General features: G+C 53.4%; 19 protein-coding genes. 14 read left to right on the top strand and 5 right to left on the bottom strand.

Annotated elements, in window-relative coordinates:
- Positions 1–372 precede the first annotated feature (372 nt).
- From brnQ to malZ, 3 genes are all read left to right on the top strand, one after another.
- Positions 373–1,692 carry a branched-chain amino acid transporter carrier protein BrnQ gene (gene brnQ, locus FDW98_RS03620; protein WP_096758098.1) on the top strand — a complete coding sequence of 440 codons (1,320 nt, stop codon included), beginning with the start codon at positions 373–375 and terminating at the stop codon, positions 1,690–1,692.
- Between the two features lie 81 nt (positions 1,693–1,773).
- Positions 1,774–3,147 (top strand): proline-specific permease ProY, encoded by a 1,374-nt coding sequence (gene proY / locus FDW98_RS03615; protein ID WP_096758097.1) that lies wholly within the window; start codon positions 1,774–1,776, stop codon positions 3,145–3,147.
- Positions 3,148–3,285: 138 nt separating this feature from the next.
- Entirely contained in the window at positions 3,286–5,103 is a 1,818-nt protein-coding gene (gene malZ / locus FDW98_RS03610) for a maltodextrin glucosidase (RefSeq protein WP_096758096.1), read from the top strand.
- A 45-nt stretch (positions 5,104–5,148) separates the two neighbouring features.
- Here the strand turns inward: malZ and FDW98_RS03605 are convergent, their stop codons facing one another.
- Positions 5,149–5,751, bottom strand: coding sequence for a peroxiredoxin (locus tag FDW98_RS03605; protein WP_048212444.1), 603 nt, complete (start codon positions 5,749–5,751; stop codon positions 5,149–5,151).
- Between the two features lie 167 nt (positions 5,752–5,918).
- A complete protein-coding gene (gene acpH / locus FDW98_RS03600; protein ID WP_096758095.1) occupies positions 5,919–6,500 on the bottom strand; it encodes an ACP phosphodiesterase in 582 nt (193 codons plus the stop codon).
- A 93-nt stretch (positions 6,501–6,593) separates the two neighbouring features.
- Here acpH and queA point away from each other — a divergent pair, with 93 nt between their 5' ends.
- Genes queA through secF form a run of 5 tightly spaced genes read left to right on the top strand, consistent with a single transcriptional unit; the run spans position 6,594 to position 12,057 of the window.
- The gene (gene queA / locus FDW98_RS03595) at positions 6,594–7,664 is read left to right on the top strand and encodes a tRNA preQ1(34) S-adenosylmethionine ribosyltransferase-isomerase QueA (protein WP_096758094.1); all 1,071 of its coding nucleotides are present in this window, start codon (positions 6,594–6,596) and stop codon (positions 7,662–7,664) included.
- Positions 7,665–7,717: 53 nt separating this feature from the next.
- Complete coding sequence (gene tgt / locus FDW98_RS03590; protein ID WP_096758093.1) at positions 7,718–8,845, top strand: tRNA guanosine(34) transglycosylase Tgt; 1,128 nt, start codon at positions 7,718–7,720, stop codon at positions 8,843–8,845.
- A gap of 22 nt (positions 8,846–8,867) precedes the next feature.
- The gene (gene yajC, locus FDW98_RS03585) at positions 8,868–9,200 is read left to right on the top strand and encodes a preprotein translocase subunit YajC (RefSeq protein WP_052283894.1); all 333 of its coding nucleotides are present in this window, start codon (positions 8,868–8,870) and stop codon (positions 9,198–9,200) included.
- A 27-nt stretch (positions 9,201–9,227) separates the two neighbouring features.
- Positions 9,228–11,075, top strand: coding sequence for a protein translocase subunit SecD (gene secD / locus FDW98_RS03580; RefSeq protein ID WP_096758092.1), 1,848 nt, complete (start codon positions 9,228–9,230; stop codon positions 11,073–11,075).
- A gap of 10 nt (positions 11,076–11,085) precedes the next feature.
- The gene (gene secF, locus FDW98_RS03575; RefSeq protein WP_096758091.1) at positions 11,086–12,057 is read left to right on the top strand and encodes a protein translocase subunit SecF; all 972 of its coding nucleotides are present in this window, start codon (positions 11,086–11,088) and stop codon (positions 12,055–12,057) included.
- Positions 12,058–12,232: 175 nt separating this feature from the next.
- Here the strand turns inward: secF and FDW98_RS03570 are convergent, their stop codons facing one another.
- Both FDW98_RS03570 and FDW98_RS03565 read right to left on the bottom strand, forming a co-directional pair.
- Positions 12,233–13,096 carry a nucleoside-specific channel-forming protein Tsx gene (locus tag FDW98_RS03570; RefSeq protein ID WP_096758090.1) on the bottom strand — a complete coding sequence of 288 codons (864 nt, stop codon included), beginning with the start codon at positions 13,094–13,096 and terminating at the stop codon, positions 12,233–12,235.
- 298 nt (positions 13,097–13,394) lie between these two features.
- The gene (locus FDW98_RS03565) at positions 13,395–13,934 is read right to left on the bottom strand and encodes a DUF3251 domain-containing protein (RefSeq protein WP_096758089.1); all 540 of its coding nucleotides are present in this window, start codon (positions 13,932–13,934) and stop codon (positions 13,395–13,397) included.
- Between the two features lie 154 nt (positions 13,935–14,088).
- On the opposite strand from FDW98_RS03565, the gene nrdR reads away from it, so the two are divergent.
- From nrdR to pgpA, 6 genes are all read left to right on the top strand, one after another.
- Complete coding sequence (gene nrdR, locus FDW98_RS03560) at positions 14,089–14,538, top strand: transcriptional regulator NrdR (RefSeq protein ID WP_096758088.1); 450 nt, start codon at positions 14,089–14,091, stop codon at positions 14,536–14,538.
- Positions 14,539–14,541: 3 nt separating this feature from the next.
- Positions 14,542–15,645, top strand: coding sequence for a bifunctional diaminohydroxyphosphoribosylaminopyrimidine deaminase/5-amino-6-(5-phosphoribosylamino)uracil reductase RibD (gene ribD / locus FDW98_RS03555; RefSeq protein WP_096758087.1), 1,104 nt, complete (start codon positions 14,542–14,544; stop codon positions 15,643–15,645).
- 86 nt (positions 15,646–15,731) lie between these two features.
- On the top strand, positions 15,732–16,202 hold the full coding sequence (gene ribE / locus FDW98_RS03550; RefSeq protein WP_003021575.1) for a 6,7-dimethyl-8-ribityllumazine synthase: 471 nt from the start codon (positions 15,732–15,734) through the stop codon (positions 16,200–16,202).
- Between the two features lie 19 nt (positions 16,203–16,221).
- Positions 16,222–16,641, top strand: coding sequence for a transcription antitermination factor NusB (gene nusB / locus FDW98_RS03545; protein WP_096758086.1), 420 nt, complete (start codon positions 16,222–16,224; stop codon positions 16,639–16,641).
- A gap of 76 nt (positions 16,642–16,717) precedes the next feature.
- Positions 16,718–17,695, top strand: a complete 978-nt coding sequence (gene thiL / locus FDW98_RS03540; protein ID WP_096758085.1) for a thiamine-phosphate kinase — start codon at positions 16,718–16,720, stop codon at positions 17,693–17,695.
- Positions 17,673–18,191, top strand: a complete 519-nt coding sequence (pgpA, locus tag FDW98_RS03535) for a phosphatidylglycerophosphatase A (protein WP_096758084.1) — start codon at positions 17,673–17,675, stop codon at positions 18,189–18,191. Before thiL ends, pgpA begins: the two co-directional genes overlap by 23 nt.
- Before the next feature lie 58 nt (positions 18,192–18,249).
- Here pgpA and FDW98_RS03530 read toward each other — a convergent pair whose 3' ends face one another.
- Positions 18,250–19,224: an aldo/keto reductase gene (locus FDW98_RS03530; protein ID WP_096758083.1), complete on the bottom strand. Its 975-nt coding sequence runs from the start codon at positions 19,222–19,224 to the stop codon at positions 18,250–18,252.
- Between the last annotated feature and the right edge of the window lie 6 nt (positions 19,225–19,230).

Below are 19,230 nucleotides of genomic sequence, written 5' to 3'. Positions count from 1 at the left end.
CTGGCTTTTTTACGCGGGTCAATACAGTCATCCTGAATTTTACGACGTCTGATTGTTTTTTGTTCGCATTATTACCCATACCTTTTTCCCGGAAATGGTGTTTTGTTCTAACTGGATTTTTCATATCGCTATATTGTTCTGGTTTTTAGATCCCACCTTGCTTTAAAACGTTATAAGCGTTTAAATTGCGCACCATGTGCTGTCATACCGACTGCATTTACGCGGTAAATCGAAAAACTATTCTTCGCCGCGCCCGGCTGGGAGAATTTCCCGCTGGAATTGATTAAAAATGCCGCTGTATCGTCCCAAAAGGGAAGGGCAAAAATTTAACCTTTACAACACCACATTCACATCCACAGGCTGTAAGACTTTATGACCCATCAGTTAAAATCGCGCGATATCATCGCACTGGGATTTATGACATTTGCACTGTTTGTAGGTGCAGGTAACATTATTTTCCCCCCAATGGTTGGTTTGCAAGCCGGCGAACACGTCTGGACTGCGGCTTTTGGCTTTCTGATTACCGCTGTTGGCCTGCCGGTGCTCACCGTTGTGGCGCTGGCGAAAGTCGGCGGTGGTGTAGACAGCCTCAGCACTCCGATCGGCAAAGTGGCCGGTTTAGTACTGGCTACCGTCTGTTATCTGGCCGTTGGGCCGTTATTTGCAACGCCGCGTACCGCAACGGTCTCCTTTGAAGTGGGGATTGCCCCGCTGACTGGTGACTCCGCGCTGCCGCTGTTTATCTACAGCGTGGTCTATTTCGCGATTGTCATCCTGGTATCGCTCTATCCGGGCAAACTGCTGGATACCGTGGGGAATTTCCTCGCGCCGCTGAAAATTCTGGCGCTGGTTGTACTGTCTGTTGCTGCGATTATCTGGCCTGCCGGTCCGATCAGCAATGCCATGGAAGCCTATCAAACTGCGGCGTTTTCCAACGGCTTCGTGAACGGCTATCTGACGATGGATACGCTGGGCGCGATGGTCTTTGGTATTGTTATCGTGAACGCCGCGCGTTCGCGTGGCGTCACCGAAGCACGTCTACTGACGCGCTATACCGTTTGGGCGGGTTTGATGGCCGGTGTCGGCTTAACGCTGCTGTACCTCGCGTTGTTCCGTCTGGGTTCAGACAGTGCGGTTCTGGTCGATCAGTCTGCTAACGGCGCGGCAATTCTGCATGCGTATGTTCAGCACACCTTCGGCGGTGCAGGTAGCCTGCTGCTGGCCGCGTTGATTTTCATCGCTTGCCTGGTGACGGCGGTTGGTCTGACCTGCGCGTGTGCTGAGTTCTTTGCGCAGTACGTTCCGCTGTCTTACCGTACGCTGGTGTTTATCCTCGGCGGCTTCTCGATGGTGGTGTCAAACTTGGGTCTGAGCCACCTGATTCAGATCTCGATTCCGGTTCTGACGGCTATCTATCCGCCCTGTATCGCACTGGTTGTATTAAGCTTTACCCGCTCATGGTGGCATAATTCTTCCCGCGTCATTGCACCTGCGATGTTTATCAGCCTGATTTTTGGTATCCTTGATGGCATTAAAGCTTCTGCAATTGGCGACGTGTTACCGGCCTGGACCCAGCGTTTACCGCTGGCAGAGCAAGGTCTGGCGTGGTTGATGCCAACAGTCGTGATGGTGGTCCTGGCCGTAATTTGGGACCGCGCAGCAGGTCGACAAGTGACCTCCAGCGCACACTAATATCACTGACAATAAGTTTTAACCACGGGGCTATTAATATGGCCCCGTGGTTTTTTTATTGTGTTAACAGGTTAGGAATCGATGGAAAGTAATAACAAGCTAAAGCGTGGGCTGAGCACCCGGCACATCCGCTTTATGGCATTAGGTTCGGCAATTGGTACCGGGCTGTTCTATGGCTCAGCCGATGCCATCAAAATGGCAGGGCCGAGCGTGTTGTTGGCCTATATTATCGGCGGCGCGGCGGCGTACATTATCATGCGCGCGCTGGGCGAAATGTCCGTTCATAACCCGGCAGCCAGCTCGTTTTCGCGCTATGCGCAGGAAAACCTCGGGCCGTTGGCTGGCTACATTACCGGCTGGACCTACTGTTTTGAAATCCTGATTGTCGCCATTGCCGACGTGACTGCCTTCGGGATTTACATGGGCGTCTGGTTCCCGGCGGTTCCGCACTGGATTTGGGTCCTGAGCGTAGTGTTGATCATCTGCGCCATCAACCTGATGAGCGTGAAGGTGTTCGGTGAACTGGAATTCTGGTTCTCCTTCTTCAAGGTTGCCACCATCATCATTATGATTGTCGCCGGTTTCGGCATCATCATTTGGGGGATCGGCAACGGTGGGCAACCAACCGGCATCCATAACTTGTGGAGCAACGGTGGGTTCTTCAGTAACGGCTGGCTGGGCATGATCATGTCGCTGCAAATGGTGATGTTTGCCTATGGTGGCATTGAAATCATCGGTATTACTGCCGGTGAAGCGAAGAATCCGCAGGAGTCCATCCCGCGCGCGATTAACTCCGTGCCGATGCGAATCCTCGTCTTTTACGTGGGCACGCTGTTTGTCATTATGTCTATTTACCCGTGGAATCAGGTGGGCACCGACGGTAGCCCGTTCGTCCTGACGTTCCAGCATATGGGTATTACCTTTGCTGCGGGTATTCTTAACTTTGTGGTGCTGACCGCCTCGCTGTCGGCGATCAACTCTGACGTATTTGGCGTAGGCCGTATGCTGCATGGCATGGCGGAGCAGGGAAGTGCACCGAAAATGTTCGCCAAAACCTCGCGTCGCGGCGTGCCGTGGGTGACGGTGATGGTGATGACCATTGCCCTGCTATTTGCGGTGTATCTCAACTACATCATGCCGGAGAATATCTTCCTGGTCATCGCCTCACTGGCAACGTTTGCTACGGTGTGGGTGTGGATTATGATCCTGCTGTCGCAGATTGCTTTCCGCCGCCGTCTGCCGCCGGAAGAGGTTAAAGCCCTGACCTTTAAAGTGCCGGGCGGCGTGGTCACGACGGTGATTGGCCTGATTTTCCTGGTCTTTATCATCGCGCTTATTGGCTACCATCCGGATACCCGTATTTCACTGTACGTTGGTTTTGCGTGGATTGCTCTGTTGCTGTTGGGGTGGGTGTTCAAACGCCGCCGCGAGCGTCAACTGGCTGAAGCACAGTAATTTTTTTGCCGGGTAAGGCTTGCGCCTCCCGGCATTTTCTCCTCCCCCGAACTCCTCCCCCAATAAACGTTAAGATGATGAGTGATCCTTAACTTTCCTATGGCAAGGTGGCTTCATTTTCATCAAAGGGGATACGTGATGTTGAACGCCTGGCACCTTCCGGTTGCCCCATTTGTTAAGCAAAACAACGATAAACTGACGATTACGCTCTGGCTGTCAGGGGACAATCCACCCCAGCGGGTCACGTTACGCGCAGAAAATGATAACGAAGAGATCTCGCTTTGCATGCATAAGCAGCGCAGCCAGCCGCAGCCTGGCGTGACCGCGTGGCGCGCGGCAATCGATCTCTCCTGCGGCCAGCCTCGTCGACGCTATAGCTTTAAGCTGCTGTGGCTCGATCGCCAGCTGTGGTTTACCCCGCAAGGGTTCAGTCGATTTCCGCCCGCGCGGCTGGAACAGTTTGCTGTGGATGTGCCAGACAATAGTCCGCAATGGGTGGCCGACCAGGTTTTCTATCAGATTTTCCCGGACCGCTTTGCCCGCGGTCAGTCGCGCGATACAGAACAGGATAACGTCTATTACCACCACGCGGCCGGGCACGATATTGTGCAGCGCGACTGGGACGAACCGCTGAACGCACAGGCCGGAGGCTCGACGTTCTATGGTGGTGATTTGGACGGGATCAGCGAGAAGCTGCCGTACCTGAAAAGCTTAGGGGTAACAGCACTGTATCTGAACCCGGTGTTTACCGCACCGAGCGTGCATAAATACGATACCGAAGATTATCGCCATGTTGACCCCCGGTTTGGTGGCGACAGGGCGCTATTACGCCTGCGGCATAACACGCAGCAACAGGGAATGCGCCTGGTGTTGGACGGCGTATTCAATCACAGTGGCGATTCGCACGCTTGGTTCGACAGGCATCATCAGGGAACAGACGGGGCGTGCCATAACCCGGACTCGCCCTGGCGCGACTGGTACCATTTCTCTGACGACGGCGTCGCATTGGACTGGCTGGGTTACGCCAGCCTGCCGAAGCTGGACTTTGCCTCGGAAAGTCTGGTGAATGAAATTTATCGCGGCGAGGACAGCATTGTCCGTCACTGGTTAAAAGCGCCGTGGAGCATGGACGGCTGGCGGCTTGATGTTGTGCACATGCTGGGAGAAGCCGGTGGAGCGCGCAATAACCTGCAGCATGTGGCCGGGATCACCCAGGCGGCGAAAGAAACGCAGCCAGAAGCCTATGTGGTCGGTGAACACTTTGGCGATGCGCGCCAGTGGCTGCAGGCCGATGCCGAAGATGCTGCCATGAACTACCGTGGTTTTACCTTCCCGCTCTGGGGATTTCTCGCCAACACCGACATCTCTTACGATCCGCAATCTATTGATGCTCAAACGTGCATGGCGTGGATGGATAACTACCGTGCGGGATTATCGCATCAGCAGCAGTTGCGTATGTTCAACCAGCTCGACAGCCACGATACCGCTCGTTTTAAATCTTTACTGGGCAAAGATGTTGCGCGCCTGCCTCTGGCGGTGGTGTGGCTGTTTACGTGGCCTGGCGTGCCGTGTATTTACTACGGTGATGAAGTGGGGTTGGATGGAAATAACGATCCGTTCTGTCGTAAACCGTTCCCGTGGCAGAAGGATCAACAGGACGGCGAACTGTTGGCGCTGTACCAGCGGTTGGCGAAATTACGTCATCGTAGCAAGGCGCTACGCCACGGCGGCTGTCAGGTAATTTACGCCGAAGATAACGTGGTGGTTTTTGTCCGGGTACTTAACCAGCAGCGCGTACTGGTGGCGATTAACCGGGGACACGCCTGTGAAGTGGTGCTGCCGTCGTCGCCGTTGCTCAATGTCGCGCAGTGGCGGCACGAAGAGGGCAAAGGGCAGGTCATGGGCGATGTACTGACGTTGCCTGCAATCTCAGCGTCGGTGTGGTCGGGTCATTGAGATAAAAAAGGCCCGCATTTGCGGGCCTTGTTCAATTCATGCCAATTACAGGCTGGAGACGTTTTCGGTCAGGTATTTTGCCACGCCGTCCGGAGACGCGTTCATACCTTCTTTACCTTTTTCCCACTGTGCAGGGCAAACGTCGCCGTGCTCTTCGTGGAACTGCAGCGCGTCAACCATACGCAGCATTTCGTCGATGTTACGACCCAGCGGCAGATCGTTAACCACCTGGTGGCGAACAACGCCGTTCGCGTCGATCAGGAAAGAGCCGCGCAGAGCAACGCCCGCTTCCGGGTGCTCGATGCCGTAAGCTTTCTGGATTTCGCGCTTGATGTCAGCAACCATTGCGTATTTCACTGCACCGATGCCGCCTTTGTCGACAGGGGTGTTACGCCATGCGTTATGGACAAATTCAGAGTCAAAAGAAACGCCAACCACTTCAACGCCGCGCTTCTGGAATTCTTCGTAACGTTTGTCGAACGCGATCAGTTCAGACGGGCAAACGAAGGTGAAGTCCATCGGCCAGAAGAACAGAACGGTGGTTTTACCGTTGGTATGCTGTTTGAAGTTGAAGTTATCAACAATCTCACCGCTACCCAGTACCGCAGCTGCTGTGAAATCCGGAGCCTGACGAGTTACCAGTACCATATAATTCTCCTGCAAAGTTAAGGGTTTTTTGGAACGCAACGCGGGCCAGTATAGAGAGTGTTCGGGAATAAGACAAAGAGGCGCTGACAATCAATGAGACAGGTTTTGGCTATCAATGTTTTGCCGGATGGTGGCGTCACCTTATCCGGCCCAGTGCTGTCGGGCGATCAAAGTGCTTTACGGCGGGCCTGTTCCATCATCTGCGGATAAAAACGCCAGAAGCGTTCTTCCAGCGCGTCGTAATGTCTGTCCAGGTCATACCACGAGTCGCGCAGGGCATCGAGACGCGGGCGGCGGCTGGCCATGCCATTGAGCACATCCTGGATAAAATCCATATCCTGATAGCGCTCCAGCCATTTCTCTGACCACATATAATTGTTCAGATTGACAAAGCGCGGCGGCGATTCAGGCAAGATTGTGGCAACCTGAGTATGGGCGTAGCGGACAAAGGCTGCTAATGGGAAGTCGGGCGAGATTTCTGCCCAGTGGCGCGATAAAAAGTGATCCCACATCACGTCGAGCGTAATCGGGGCGACGCGGCGCGTTTCGCTGCGAAACCACTCTTTAGCCTCACGGACTTCCGGCAGGTTGTCGGTCATGACGTCGATTCGACGATGCATGAAAATGCCGTCCACCACCTCAGGCGCAAAACTGGATGCCGGGTTTCCGCGAACAAAATCCGCCAGCAGGTTGCCGGAGAGTGAACTGTCGGCTAAATGCGCCAGATGTAAATGTGCAAGAAAATTCATTATCGATTATCTGTCCAAAAGCGGGGTAAAGGTTGCAGGGAAAGCGCCCCGGCACTAGACTACCCGCCTCTTATTTTAGTCTGAGTCAGTGTCATGCGCGTTACCGATTTCACCTTTGAACTTCCTGAATCCCTGATTGCCCACTATCCGCAAGCAGAGCGCAGTAGCTGCCGCTTGCTGTCACTGGATGGGCCAACGGGCGCGCTGACGCACGGTACTTTCACCGATTTGCTCGACAAGCTCAACCCCGGAGATCTTCTGGTCTTTAACAATACCCGCGTGATCCCGGCCCGCCTGTTTGGGCGTAAAGCCAGCGGCGGCAAGATTGAAGTGCTGGTTGAGCGCATGCTCGATGACAAACGTATTCTGGCTCATATTCGCGCATCCAAAGCGCCGAAGCCGGGTGCTGAGCTGTTGCTGGGTGATGATGAAAGCATTAAAGCGACGATGGTTGCGCGCCATGATGCGCTGTTTGAAGTGGCGTTTGACGACGAACGCAGCGTACTGGATATCCTCAACGCCATCGGCCATATGCCGCTGCCGCCGTATATCGACCGCCCGGATGAAGACGCCGACCGCGAACTGTACCAGACCGTATACAGCGAAAAACCTGGCGCCGTGGCGGCACCGACAGCGGGTCTGCACTTTGACGATCCGTTACTGGCAAAACTGCGTGAAAAGGGCATCGAGATGGCGTTTGTGACGCTGCACGTTGGGGCGGGGACGTTCCAGCCGGTGCGCGTAGACACCATTGAAGATCACATCATGCATTCCGAATATGCGGAAGTTCCGCAGGACGTGGTCGACGCGGTACTGGCGGCGAAAGCGCGCGGTAATCGCGTGATCGCGGTAGGGACGACCTCAGTTCGTTCGCTGGAAAGCGCGGCTCAGGCGGCGAAAAATGATCTGATTGAACCGTTCTTCGGGGATACGCAAATCTTTATCTACCCGGGCTATCAGTACAACGTCATCGATGCGCTGGTAACCAACTTCCATCTCCCTGAATCGACATTGATTATGTTGGTTTCGGCGTTTGCAGGTTATAAAAACACCATGAACGCCTATCATGAAGCGGTTAAAGCGGAATATCGCTTTTTTAGTTACGGTGATGCGATGTTTATCACGTACAATCCGCAGGCTATTTCTGAGCGTGTCGGGGAGTAAGTTCCCGGCATGAGTATTTTACGTCGGACTGTTTTTCTGACGCAGGAGTTAAGATGAAATTTGAACTGGATACCACAGACGGTCGCGCTCGCCGCGGACGCCTTGTTTTTGATCGTGGCGTAGTGGAAACGCCTGCTTTTATGCCTGTCGGTACCTACGGTACGGTGAAAGGTATGACGCCGGAAGAAGTTGAAGCGACCGGCGCACAAATTATTCTCGGCAACACGTTCCACCTGTGGCTGCGCCCAGGGCAGGAAATCATGAAGCTGCATGGCGATTTGCATGACTTCATGCAGTGGAAAGGACCGATCCTCACCGATTCCGGCGGTTTCCAGGTATTCAGCCTGGGCGATATTCGTAAGATTACCGAGCAGGGTGTACATTTCCGCAACCCGATCAACGGCGATCCGATTTTCCTCGATCCTGAGAAATCGATGGAGATTCAATACGATCTCGGTTCCGATATCGTGATGATTTTCGACGAATGTACACCGTACCCGGCTGACTGGGACTATGCTAAACGCTCGATGGAGATGTCATTGCGTTGGGCACAGCGTAGCCGTGACCGTTTTGATAGCCTCGGCAACAAAAATGCGCTTTTTGGCATCATTCAGGGCAGCGTTTACGAAGATTTACGTGATATCTCTGTTAAAGGTCTGGTAGATATAGGCTTTGATGGCTACGCTGTCGGCGGTTTGGCTGTGGGTGAACCGAAAGAAGACATGCACCGTATTCTGGAACATGTTTGCCCACAAATTCCGGCAGATAAACCTCGTTACCTGATGGGCGTCGGCAAACCAGAAGATCTGGTTGAAGGCGTGCGTCGTGGTATCGATATGTTTGACTGTGTGATGCCAACGCGAAATGCCCGTAATGGCCATTTGTTTGTGACTGACGGCGTGGTAAAAATTCGTAACGCGAAACATAAAAGCGACACCAGTCCACTCGACGCTGAGTGCGATTGTTACACCTGTCGCAATTATTCACGCGCTTACTTGCATCATCTTGACCGTTGCAACGAAATATTGGGCGCGCGACTCAATACCATTCATAACCTTCGCTACTACCAGCGCTTGATGGCGGGTTTACGCAAGGCTATTGAAGAGGGTAAATTAGAGAGCTTCGTAACCGATTTTTACCAACGTCAGGGTCGACCTGTTCCACCTGTGAACGTTGATTAATTTTAATAATGAGGGAATTTGAATGAGCTTTTTTATTTCTGATGCGGTAGCGGCAACAGGTGCTCCGGCGCAGGGCAGCCCGATGTCTCTGATTCTGATGCTGGTGGTGTTTGGTCTGATTTTCTACTTCATGATCCTGCGTCCACAGCAAAAGCGTACCAAAGAGCATAAAAATCTGATGAGCTCCATTGCCAAAGGTGATGAAGTCCTGACGAACGGTGGCCTGGTCGGTCGTGTGACCAAAGTAGCGGAAACTGGCTACATCTCTATCGCACTGAACGACACCACTGAAGTGGTTATCAAACGTGACTTCGTAGCTGCCGTTCTGCCGAAAGGCACCATGAAGGCGCTGTAATATTCCGTTTTCCCAAAGGGAACTGCCGTGTTAAACCGTTATCCTTTGTGGAAGTACATCATGCTGGTCGTCGTGATTATCGTCGGCCTGCTTTACGCACTTCCCAACCTGTATGGTGAGGATCCGGCTGTTCAAATCACTGGCGTGCGCGGTGCCGCCGCCAGTGAGCAAACGCTGATCCAGGTCCAGAAAACGTTACAAGAAGAAAAAATCACACCTAAGTCTGTGGCTCTGGAAGAGGGCGCTATTCTTGCGCGCTTCGACTCCACCGATACCCAATTGCGCGCACGTGAAGTGCTGCTGGGCGTGCTGGGTGATCAATACGTCGTGGCGCTTAACCTTGCTCCGGCAACCCCTCGCTGGCTGGCTGCTATTCACGCGGAACCGATGAAACTCGGTCTTGATCTGCGTGGTGGCGTTCACTTCCTGATGGAAGTGGATATGGACACCGCGCTGGGTAAACTGCAGGAACAAAATATCGATAGCCTGCGCAGCGATCTGCGTGAAAAAGGCATTCCTTATACTACCGTTCGTAAAGAAGATAACTACGGTCTGAGCATCACCTTCCGTGATGGCAAGGCGCGTGACGACGCGATCTCTTATCTGAGCAAGCGTCATCAGGATCTGGTTATTTCCAGCCAGGGCAGCAATGCGCTGCGTGCAGTGATGACCGATGCACGTTTGAGTGAAGCCCGTGAGTACGCGGTACAGCAGAACATCAATATTCTGCGTAATCGTGTTAACCAACTGGGTGTTGCTGAGCCGGTTGTTCAACGCCAGGGCGCCGACCGCATCGTGGTCGAACTGCCGGGTATTCAGGACACCGCGCGTGCGAAAGAGATTCTGGGCGCAACGGCGACGCTGGAGTTCCGTCTGGTAAACACCAACGTGGACCAGTCTGCTGCGGCATCCGGGCGCGTACCGGGTGACTCGGAAGTGAAACAGTCTCGTGAAGGACAGCCGGTTGTGCTGTATAAACGCGTGATCCTGACCGGTGACCATATCACCGATTCCACTTCCAGCCAGGACGAATACAATCAGCCGCAGGTTAACATCTCGCTGGATAGCGCGGGTGGTAACATCATGTCTAACTTCACCAAGGATAATATCGGTAAGCCGATGGCGACCCTGTTCGTGGAGTACAAAGACAGCGGTAAAAAAGATGCGAATGGTCGTTCAGTGCTGGTGAAACAGGAAGAGGTGATTAACATCGCCAACATCCAGTCTCGCTTGGGCAACAGCTTCCGTATCACCGGTATCAACAACCCGAATGAAGCGCGTCAGCTTTCGCTGCTGCTACGTGCCGGTGCGTTGATTGCGCCGATTCAGATTGTTGAAGAGCGCACTATCGGCCCGACTCTGGGTATGCAGAACATCAAGCAGGGTCTGGAAGCGTGTCTGGCTGGTCTGGCTGTTTCTATTCTGTTTATGATCTTCTTCTACAAGAAGTTTGGTCTGATTGCGACCAGCGCGCTGATTGCGAACCTGGTACTGATTGTCGGTATCATGTCGCTGCTGCCGGGCGCTACGCTAAGTATGCCGGGTATCGCGGGGATCGTCTTAACCCTTGCCGTAGCGGTCGATGCGAACGTACTGATCAACGAACGTATCAAAGAAGAGTTGAGTAACGGACGTTCGATTCAGCAGGCGATCAACGAAGGTTATGCGGGCGCATTCAGTTCCATCTTCGATGCGAACATCACGACGCTGATTAAAGTTCTGATCCTGTATGCAGTCGGTACCGGGGCAATTAAAGGGTTCGCGATTACTACCGGTATTGGTGTGGCGACGTCGATGTTTACCGCGATCGTCGGGACACGTGCCATCGTAAACCTGTTGTATGGCGGCAAGCGCGTCAAAAAGCTGTCAATCTGAGGAGTGCGAAGTGGCACAGGAATATACTGTTGAACAATTGAACCACGGCCGTAAAGTCATCGACTTTATGCGCTGGGACTACTGGGCTTTCGGCATCTCTGGTTTCCTGCTGATTGCGGCCATCGTGGTGATGGGCGTACGTGGCTTTAACTGGGGGCTCGATTTCACCGGTGGTACGGTAATTGAAATCACGCTGGAAAAACCGGCGGAAATGGACGTGATGCGCGATGCGCTGGAGAAAGCGGGCTTCGTTGAGCCGCTGCTGCAGAACTTCGGTAGCAGCCACGACATTATGGTACGTATGCCGCCAACCGAAGGTGAAAACGGTGGGCAAGTGCTGGGTAGCAAGGTGCTGAGCGTCATTAATGAAGCCACCAACCAGCATGCAGCGGTGAAGCGTATCGAATTCGTCGGGCCTAGCGTCGGTGCCGATCTGGCACAAAACGGTGCGATGGCGCTGATCGTGGCGCTGATCTCCATCCTCGTGTACGTCGGTTTCCGCTTTGAGTGGCGACTGGCGGCGGGCGTGGTTATCTCGCTGGCGCACGACGTGATCATCACGCTTGGGATCCTGTCGTTGTTCCATATCGAGATTGACCTGACTATCGTCGCATCGTTGATGTCGGTTATCGGTTACTCGCTAAACGACAGCATCGTGGTTTCTGACCGTATTCGTGAGAACTTCCGCAAAATCCGTCGCGGGACGCCTTATGAAATCTTTAACGTGTCGTTGACCCAGACGCTGCACCGTACGTTGATTACCTCCGGTACAACGTTAGTGGTTATTCTGATGCTGTACCTCTTTGGTGGTCCGGTACTGGAAGGCTTCTCGCTGACTATGCTTATCGGTGTGTCCATCGGTACCGCGTCGTCTATCTACGTGGCATCGGCGCTGGCGCTGAAGCTGGGTATGAAGCGTGAGCACATGCTGCAGCAGAAGGTTGAGAAAGAAGGGGCGGATCAGCCGTCTATTCTGCCGTAACCGACGCAGAGCGTTACACTGGAATCCCGATCGCAAGGTCGGGATTTTTTTGTCTGAAGAAAGCCTACAAATTGGCTATGGGTTTTCTTTAGACAAAAAAAACCAGCAATTAAGCTGGCTTTTGTATACCTGGGCCGGATAAGCATGGCGCCATCCGGCGACAACCAACCTCAATTTAGAAGTTGTAACCTACAACAAAGTAACCACCCCAACCGGTAGATTTCGCACTGAAGTCGCCTTCGCCCCAGTTCAGAGTATCTCCACCTTTCCACTGGCCGCCGTTATGGAAGTAACGAGCCACTACGGAGTAGTGCCAGTGATCGTAGTTCAGCGCCAGAACGTGGCTGGAGGCGATAGAGTTGCTGGTGCGGTTCGGGTCATCGCCCAGATCTGAGCCCCAGTCGAAGTTGGTGAAGCCGATGTAGGTCAACTGACCGCCCCAAACCTGGGTGATCGGCACAAAATATTTCACTTTAAAACGGTAGCCATCCCATTCGTTTTCGTTGGATGCGCCATAGTTCTGCCACTGGTATTTGGCATAGACGTTCAGAGACAGGCCCATCGGCAGACCGGTGTCGATATCGGTACCCAGACCCATGTACCAGGTGCTCTGGCGGCTGGCTTTGTTATCACCCATGTCGTAGATGTAGTTGTTGGCGAAGTACCACTCTTTGAACGGACCAAAGCTCAGGTCAGCACCGGTCAGTTTGTCGATGGAGAAACGCGGTTCGATTTCCATAAACAGCGGGGAACCGTCAGACCAGATACCTTTATCGTTGCCGTTACCCCAATCAAAGGTCTTAGGAATATCGATGTAGCCATAGAAATCAAACCAGTCTTTTTTGGCAAACGCTTCGTATTCCAGGTAAACGTCGTTGTTCAGTTTCGGAGAGAAACGGGTGTGGTAGCTGCCGACAACGTTAACGCTCTGGTGCCACCAGTCGGACAGGTATTCCGGTTTGTTGTTTTCTGCTGCATTAGCAGTGAAAGACGAGGAGAGCGCCAGCACTGCACCGGCTGCAAGTAATGTTTTTTTCATATGTATGCCACTGTTTGAAATCCCTTTCGGGAGTGAAAAAGGCGCAATTTGCGTTTCTAAATATTTCGTAATTCTTCGGAGCCTATTATAAAAATCATTGTTCACAAAAATATGTCTTGTTTCACAGTTCTATCATTTACGTAATCGATTGCGTTCACGTTTGCGTACTTTAGGCGGCGAATTGTACTGACTCCCATGAATGTTGCCAAGTTTTACTAAAAATATCGGTGATGTCAGCGGAGTAACAAAATGACTGGGATGGGTGTTGCGGAACGCACAAAACGCTCCGCAAAAAAGTTTATTGGGTCACAGGCTGGATGTCATGGATGCGTACAAAGCCGAGTTGGTCAAGCGACAGGCCATTGAGCTGTAGCGGAATGTCTACGTCACTGGGGGCAAGAAGGCTTGCCGGAGCGTTGATCAATTCATTCTTAACGTTCACTTCCTGATAGTTGTCCGTGGTGCCCTGGATTTGCCCGTACTCTACGGTGGCGCTAAATGCCGGTAACGGTGTGTTGGATTCTCCCTGAATGCGCAGCGTCAGGTGCGTACCGTCCGCATTCGGTGCAATATTGACCAGTGACATGCGGAGCGTACCAATCTGGCTGTTCAGGCGGGCGGGGGTTTTCGAACCCGGTAATAAATAGACGCCGCGGGTGGATTTCGCATTCAACCTGTTTTGTTGCGTTATTTTTACCGTTTCCTGATTGAGCTGGGTCATCTCTTTGCTCAAGGTACTTACGCTTTGATGCATCTGTCGTACTTCGGCTTGCTGTGCGCAGGCATTAAGACTAAAGAGGCTTCCCACCAGGAGAATTCTTAGGTAACGTCTTGTCATTATGATTACTTCCTACATTGTCGCGATAGCATAATGGTAGTGTGCTCAGAGCACGAAGGCATCGATCCTTTGTCTCAAAAGCGCTCTGCCTTTGTTGTCGCGCCAGTTCAGGGTAAAATAGATCTCTATGAACCACTGAGGTACAGGACGCCGTATGCATTGCCCATTCTGTTTCGCCGTAGACACTAAGGTAATTGACTCTCGTCTTGTCGGCGAGGGCTCTTCAGTACGCCGCCGTCGGCAGTGTCTGGTCTGTAACGAACGTTTTACCACTTTTGAAGTGGCAGAACTGGTTATGCCACGCGTTGTAAAAAGTAACGACGTGCGCGAGCCTTTTAATGAAGAGAAGCTGCGCAGCGGCATGCTGAGAGCGCTTGAGAAACGGCCGGTCAGCGCAGATGACGTCGAAATGGCGTTAAACCATATAAAATCACAGTTGCGTGGGACGGGCGAGCGCGAGGTGCCGAGTAAAATGATCGGTAATCTGGTGATGGAGCAACTGAAAAAGCTCGATAAAGTGGCCTACATCCGTTTTGCTTCGGTTTACCGGAGCTTTGAAGATATCAAAGAATTTGGCGAAGAGATTGCTCGCCTACAGGATTAAGCCATGCAGGATGAGTTGTACATGGCGCGAGCGCTGAAGCTGGCCGCGCGTGGACGTTTCACGACCCACCCTAATCCCAACGTGGGCTGTGTCATTGTTAAAGACGGGGAAATCGTCGGTGAAGGATATCATCATCGCGCGGGCGAACCCCATGCCGAGGTCCATGCGCTGCGTATGGCCGGTGTTAAAGCGCAGGGGGCAACCGCCTACGTCACGCTCGAACCGTGCAGTCATCACGGGCGTACGCCGCCGTGCTGCGATGCGCTGATTGCTGCGGGCGTGACGCGTGTTGTTGCCGCGATGCAGGATCCTAACCCGCAGGTGGCGGGGCGTGGACTTTACCGCTTGCAGCAGGCCGGTATTGATGTCAGCCACGGCATGATGATGAACGACGTCGAACAGCTGAATAAAGGTTTTCTCAAGCGGATGCGCACCGGATTTCCGTATGTTCAGCTTAAGCTCGGCGCATCGCTTGACGGCCGTACGGCGATGGCCAGCGGCGAAAGCCAGTGGATAACATCACCACAGGCACGTCGCGACGTTCAGCGCCTGCGTGCGCAAAGCCATGCTATTTTAACCAGCAGCGCTACGGTGCTGGCTGACGACCCACAGCTTACCGTCCGTTGGTCGGAGCTTGATGAATCGACCCAGGCGCTGTATCCGCAGGAAAACCTGCGTCAGCCAATCCGCATTGTTCTCGATCGTCAAAACCAGGTCACACCTGAACATCGTATTGTGCAGCAGCCGGGAGAAACCTGGATTGCGCGCAGCAGCGACGATTCGCGTATCTGGCCGGAGAGTGTTCGCACGCTGAATGTGCCGGAGCATAACGGGAATCTGGATCTGGTGGTGTTGATGATGCAACTGGGCAAGCAGCAAATTAACAGCATTTGGGTTGAGGCTGGCCCAACGCTTGCAGGCGCATTATTGCAGGCTGGAGTGGTGGATGAGCTAATCGTCTATGTTGCGCCTAAACTGTTAGGCAGTGACGCGCGAGGATTATGTGTGCTGCCAGGCCTTGAGAAACTGGCCGATGCCCCCCATTTCAAATTCAACGAGATACGCCATGTAGGTCCGGACGTTTGCCTGCATTTAGTGAGCGCATGATCTCCCGGTTCGAAAGGGAAGCAGCGCACAGATTATTATGATAAAATCCGCCCCCCTGCGGGGTCTAGTGAATCCGAAGGAAGAATATGAACATTATTGAAGCTAACGTTGCTACTCCGGACGCTCGCGTCGCCATCACCATTGCGCGTTTCAACAACTTTATCAATGACAGCCTGCTGGAAGGTGCTATCGACGCCCTGAAGCGTATTGGCCAGGTTAAAGATGAAAACATTACCGTCGTTTGGGTTCCAGGCGCGTATGAGCTGCCGCTGGCAGCTGATGCACTGGCGAAAACCGGTAAATATGACGCGGTGATTGCGCTGGGTACAGTTATCCGTGGCGGTACCGCACACTTCGAATATGTGGCTGGCGGTGCAAGCAATGGCCTGGCGCACGTCGCTCAGGACAGCGGTATTCCGGTAGCCTTCGGTGTTCTGACCACCGAAAGTATTGAACAAGCCATCGAACGTGCTGGCACGAAAGCCGGTAATAAAGGCGCAGAAGCTGCACTGACCGCGCTTGAAATGATTAATGTATTGAAAGCCATTAAGGCCTGATTTTTGTAAGGGGAAATCCGTGAAACCTGCTGCTCGTCGCCGCGCCCGTGAGTGTGCCGTCCAGGCGCTCTACTCCTGGCAGTTGTCCCAGAACGACATCTCTGATGTTGAATACCAGTTCCTGGCGGAACAGGACGTGAAAGATGTCGACGTCCTGTATTTTCGTGAACTGCTGTCCGGGGTGGCGACTAACAGCGCGTACCTGGATGGCCTGATGAAGCCTTACCTGTCTCGTCTGCTGGAAGAGCTGGGTCAGGTAGAGAAAGCCGTACTGCGTATTGCACTGTTTGAACTGTCTAAACGTAGTGATGTGCCGTATAAAGTGGCCATCAACGAAGCGATTGAACTGGCGAAAACCTTCGGTGCCGAAGATAGCCACAAGTTCGTCAACGGCGTACTGGATAAAGCAGCACCTGCGATTCGCCCCAACAAAAAGTGATCGCCAGGCCGGCAGGATGGTGGAATCGATTTCCGCTGTCGCCGGCCTTTTCTTTTTTCCTGCTGAGGCATAACGTATGGCATGTGGCGAATTCTCCCTGATTGCCCGTTATTTTGACCGTGTTAGAAGCTCTCGTCTTGACGTCGAAACCGGCATTGGTGACGATTGCGCACTCCTGAACATCCCTGAAAAACAAACGCTGGCGATCAGCACCGACACGCTGGTGGCAGGCAATCACTTCCTTCCCGATATTGATCCAACGGACCTGGCCTGGAAAGCGCTGGCGGTTAATTTAAGCGATCTGGCGGCGATGGGAGCTGACCCGGCATGGCTGACGCTGGCGCTCACGTTACCTGACGTTGATGAATCCTGGCTCGAAGCCTTCAGTGACAGCCTGTTTGAACTCCTTAATTACTATGATATGCAGCTGATTGGCGGTGATACCACGCGTGGGCCACTGTCGATGACGTTGGGTATCCATGGCTACGTCCCGGTCGGGCGAGCCTTAAAACGCTCGGGTGCGAAGCCGGGTGACTGGATTTACGTTACCGGTACGCCGGGCGACAGCGCTGCCGGTTTGGCTATTCTGCAAAACCGATTGCAGGTAACAGATGCCAAAGACGCGGAGTATCTGCTTAAACGTCACCTGCGTCCCACGCCGAGAATTTTACAGGGGCAGGCCCTGCGCGACCTGGCCAGTGCGGCTATCGATCTTTCCGACGGTCTGATTTCCGATCTCGGACATATCGTTAATGCCAGCGGCTGCGGCGCACGCGTTAATGTCGATGCGTTACCGTATTCCACGGCATTTTCCCAGCACGTTGAGCCGGAGCAGGCGCTGCGCTGGGCGCTCTCAGGTGGTGAAGATTATGAGTTATGCTTTACCGTACCGGAAATAAACCGTGGTGCACTGGACGTCGCGCTGGGGCATCTTGGCGTATCATTTACCTGCATTGGGCAGATGAGTGCGGACGTGGAAGGGATGCACTTTACGCGTGACGGTAAGCCTGTCACGTTTGACTGGAAAGGATATGACCATTTTGCTGCGCCTTAAAAAAGATGTCGCAAAAAGCCGTTTGAGTATGCGTAATCCGTGGCACCTGTTGGCCACCGGATTCGGCAGCGGATTAAGTCCAATTATACCCGGTACCATGGGATCGCTGGCGGCGATCCCATTTTGGTATTTGATGACGTTTCTGCCGTGGCAGCTGTATTCACTGGTCGTCATGCTGGCTATTTGTATCGGTGTCTATCTGTGCCATCAAACGGCGAAAGATATGGGTGTACACGATCACGGCAGTATCGTCTGGGATGAGTTTGTCGGGATGTGGATAACCCTGATGGCTCTGCCGACACTCGACTGGCAGTGGGTCGCCGCCGGATTTGTGATTTTCCGCATTCTGGATATGTGGAAGCCCTGGCCGATCCGCTGGTTCGATCGTAACGTGCATGGCGGTACGGGGATTATGATCGACGATATTGTGGCGGGGATACTTTCCGCAGGGATCCTCTATTTTATCGGGCATCACTGGCCGCTTGGCATTATTTAACCCTTCCCTGGGTTATGTTGTAGGCCCGATAAGCGCAGCGCCATCGGGCAATACCAGATTATTTAAATCCCACCACTGGATGCTGTTTGTACGGCATTTCCAGCTCGGCAATCTGTTCCGGTTTTAGCGTTAAATCGACCGCGTTGAGCAACTCATCCAGCTGTTCTTCGCGCGAGGCGCCAATTATGGGCGCAGCGACGCCAGGTTTGCTCAGCAGCCACGCCAGCGCTACCTGCGCGCGCGAAGCGCCGATTTCCTCACTCACCCCGGTTAACCGTTCCGCTATTCTCGCGTCGTTTTCATCACTCTCGCGGTACAGATTTTTTCCGACTTCATCCGACACGACACGCGCGGTCGTTTCTCCCCAGGGGCGCGTCAGACGTCCCCGTGCCAGTGGGCTCCACGGGATCACCGCCACACCTTCCTGGTAGCACAGGGGCAGCATGTCGCGTTCTTCTTCACGGTAGATAAGGTTGTAGTGATCCTGCATGCTGATAAATTGCGCCCAGGCGTGTTGTTTCTGCAAGGCCAGCGCTTGCGCAAACTGGGAGGCGTGCATCGAAGAGGCGCCGATATAGCGTGCTTTGCCGGACTTCACCACGTCGTTGAGCGCTTCCAGGGTTTCTTCGATAGGCGTGTTGTAATCCCAGCGGTGAATTTGCAGGATATCGACATAGTCCATGCCAAGGCGAGTCAGGCTGTCGTCGATAGAACGCAGGATTTGCGCCCGGGATAACCCTTCCGCTAAATCATCTACCTGGTGAAATACTTTTGTGGCGACCACCACCTCGTCGCGGCGGGCGAAGTCACGCAGGGCGCGACCGACAATTTCTTCGCTGCTGCCAGCGGAGTAACTATTGGCAGTATCAAAAAAGTTAATACCGCCTTCAAGAGCATATTTGATAATTGGGCGACTGCTTTCTTCCGGCAGCGTCCAGGCGTGGTTGCCGCGATTGGGCTCGCCAAACGTCATGCAGCCCAGACAAAGGCGAGAAACCCGAAGGTCAGTTTTTCCTAAGAGGTTGTATTGCATATTCCG

It is taken from the genome of Citrobacter sp. wls711 (genome assembly GCF_005281055.1).
In the GTDB taxonomy this organism is placed as follows: domain Bacteria; phylum Pseudomonadota; class Gammaproteobacteria; order Enterobacterales; family Enterobacteriaceae; genus Citrobacter; species Citrobacter gillenii.
This window is presented reverse-complemented; position numbering and strand designations above follow the sequence as displayed.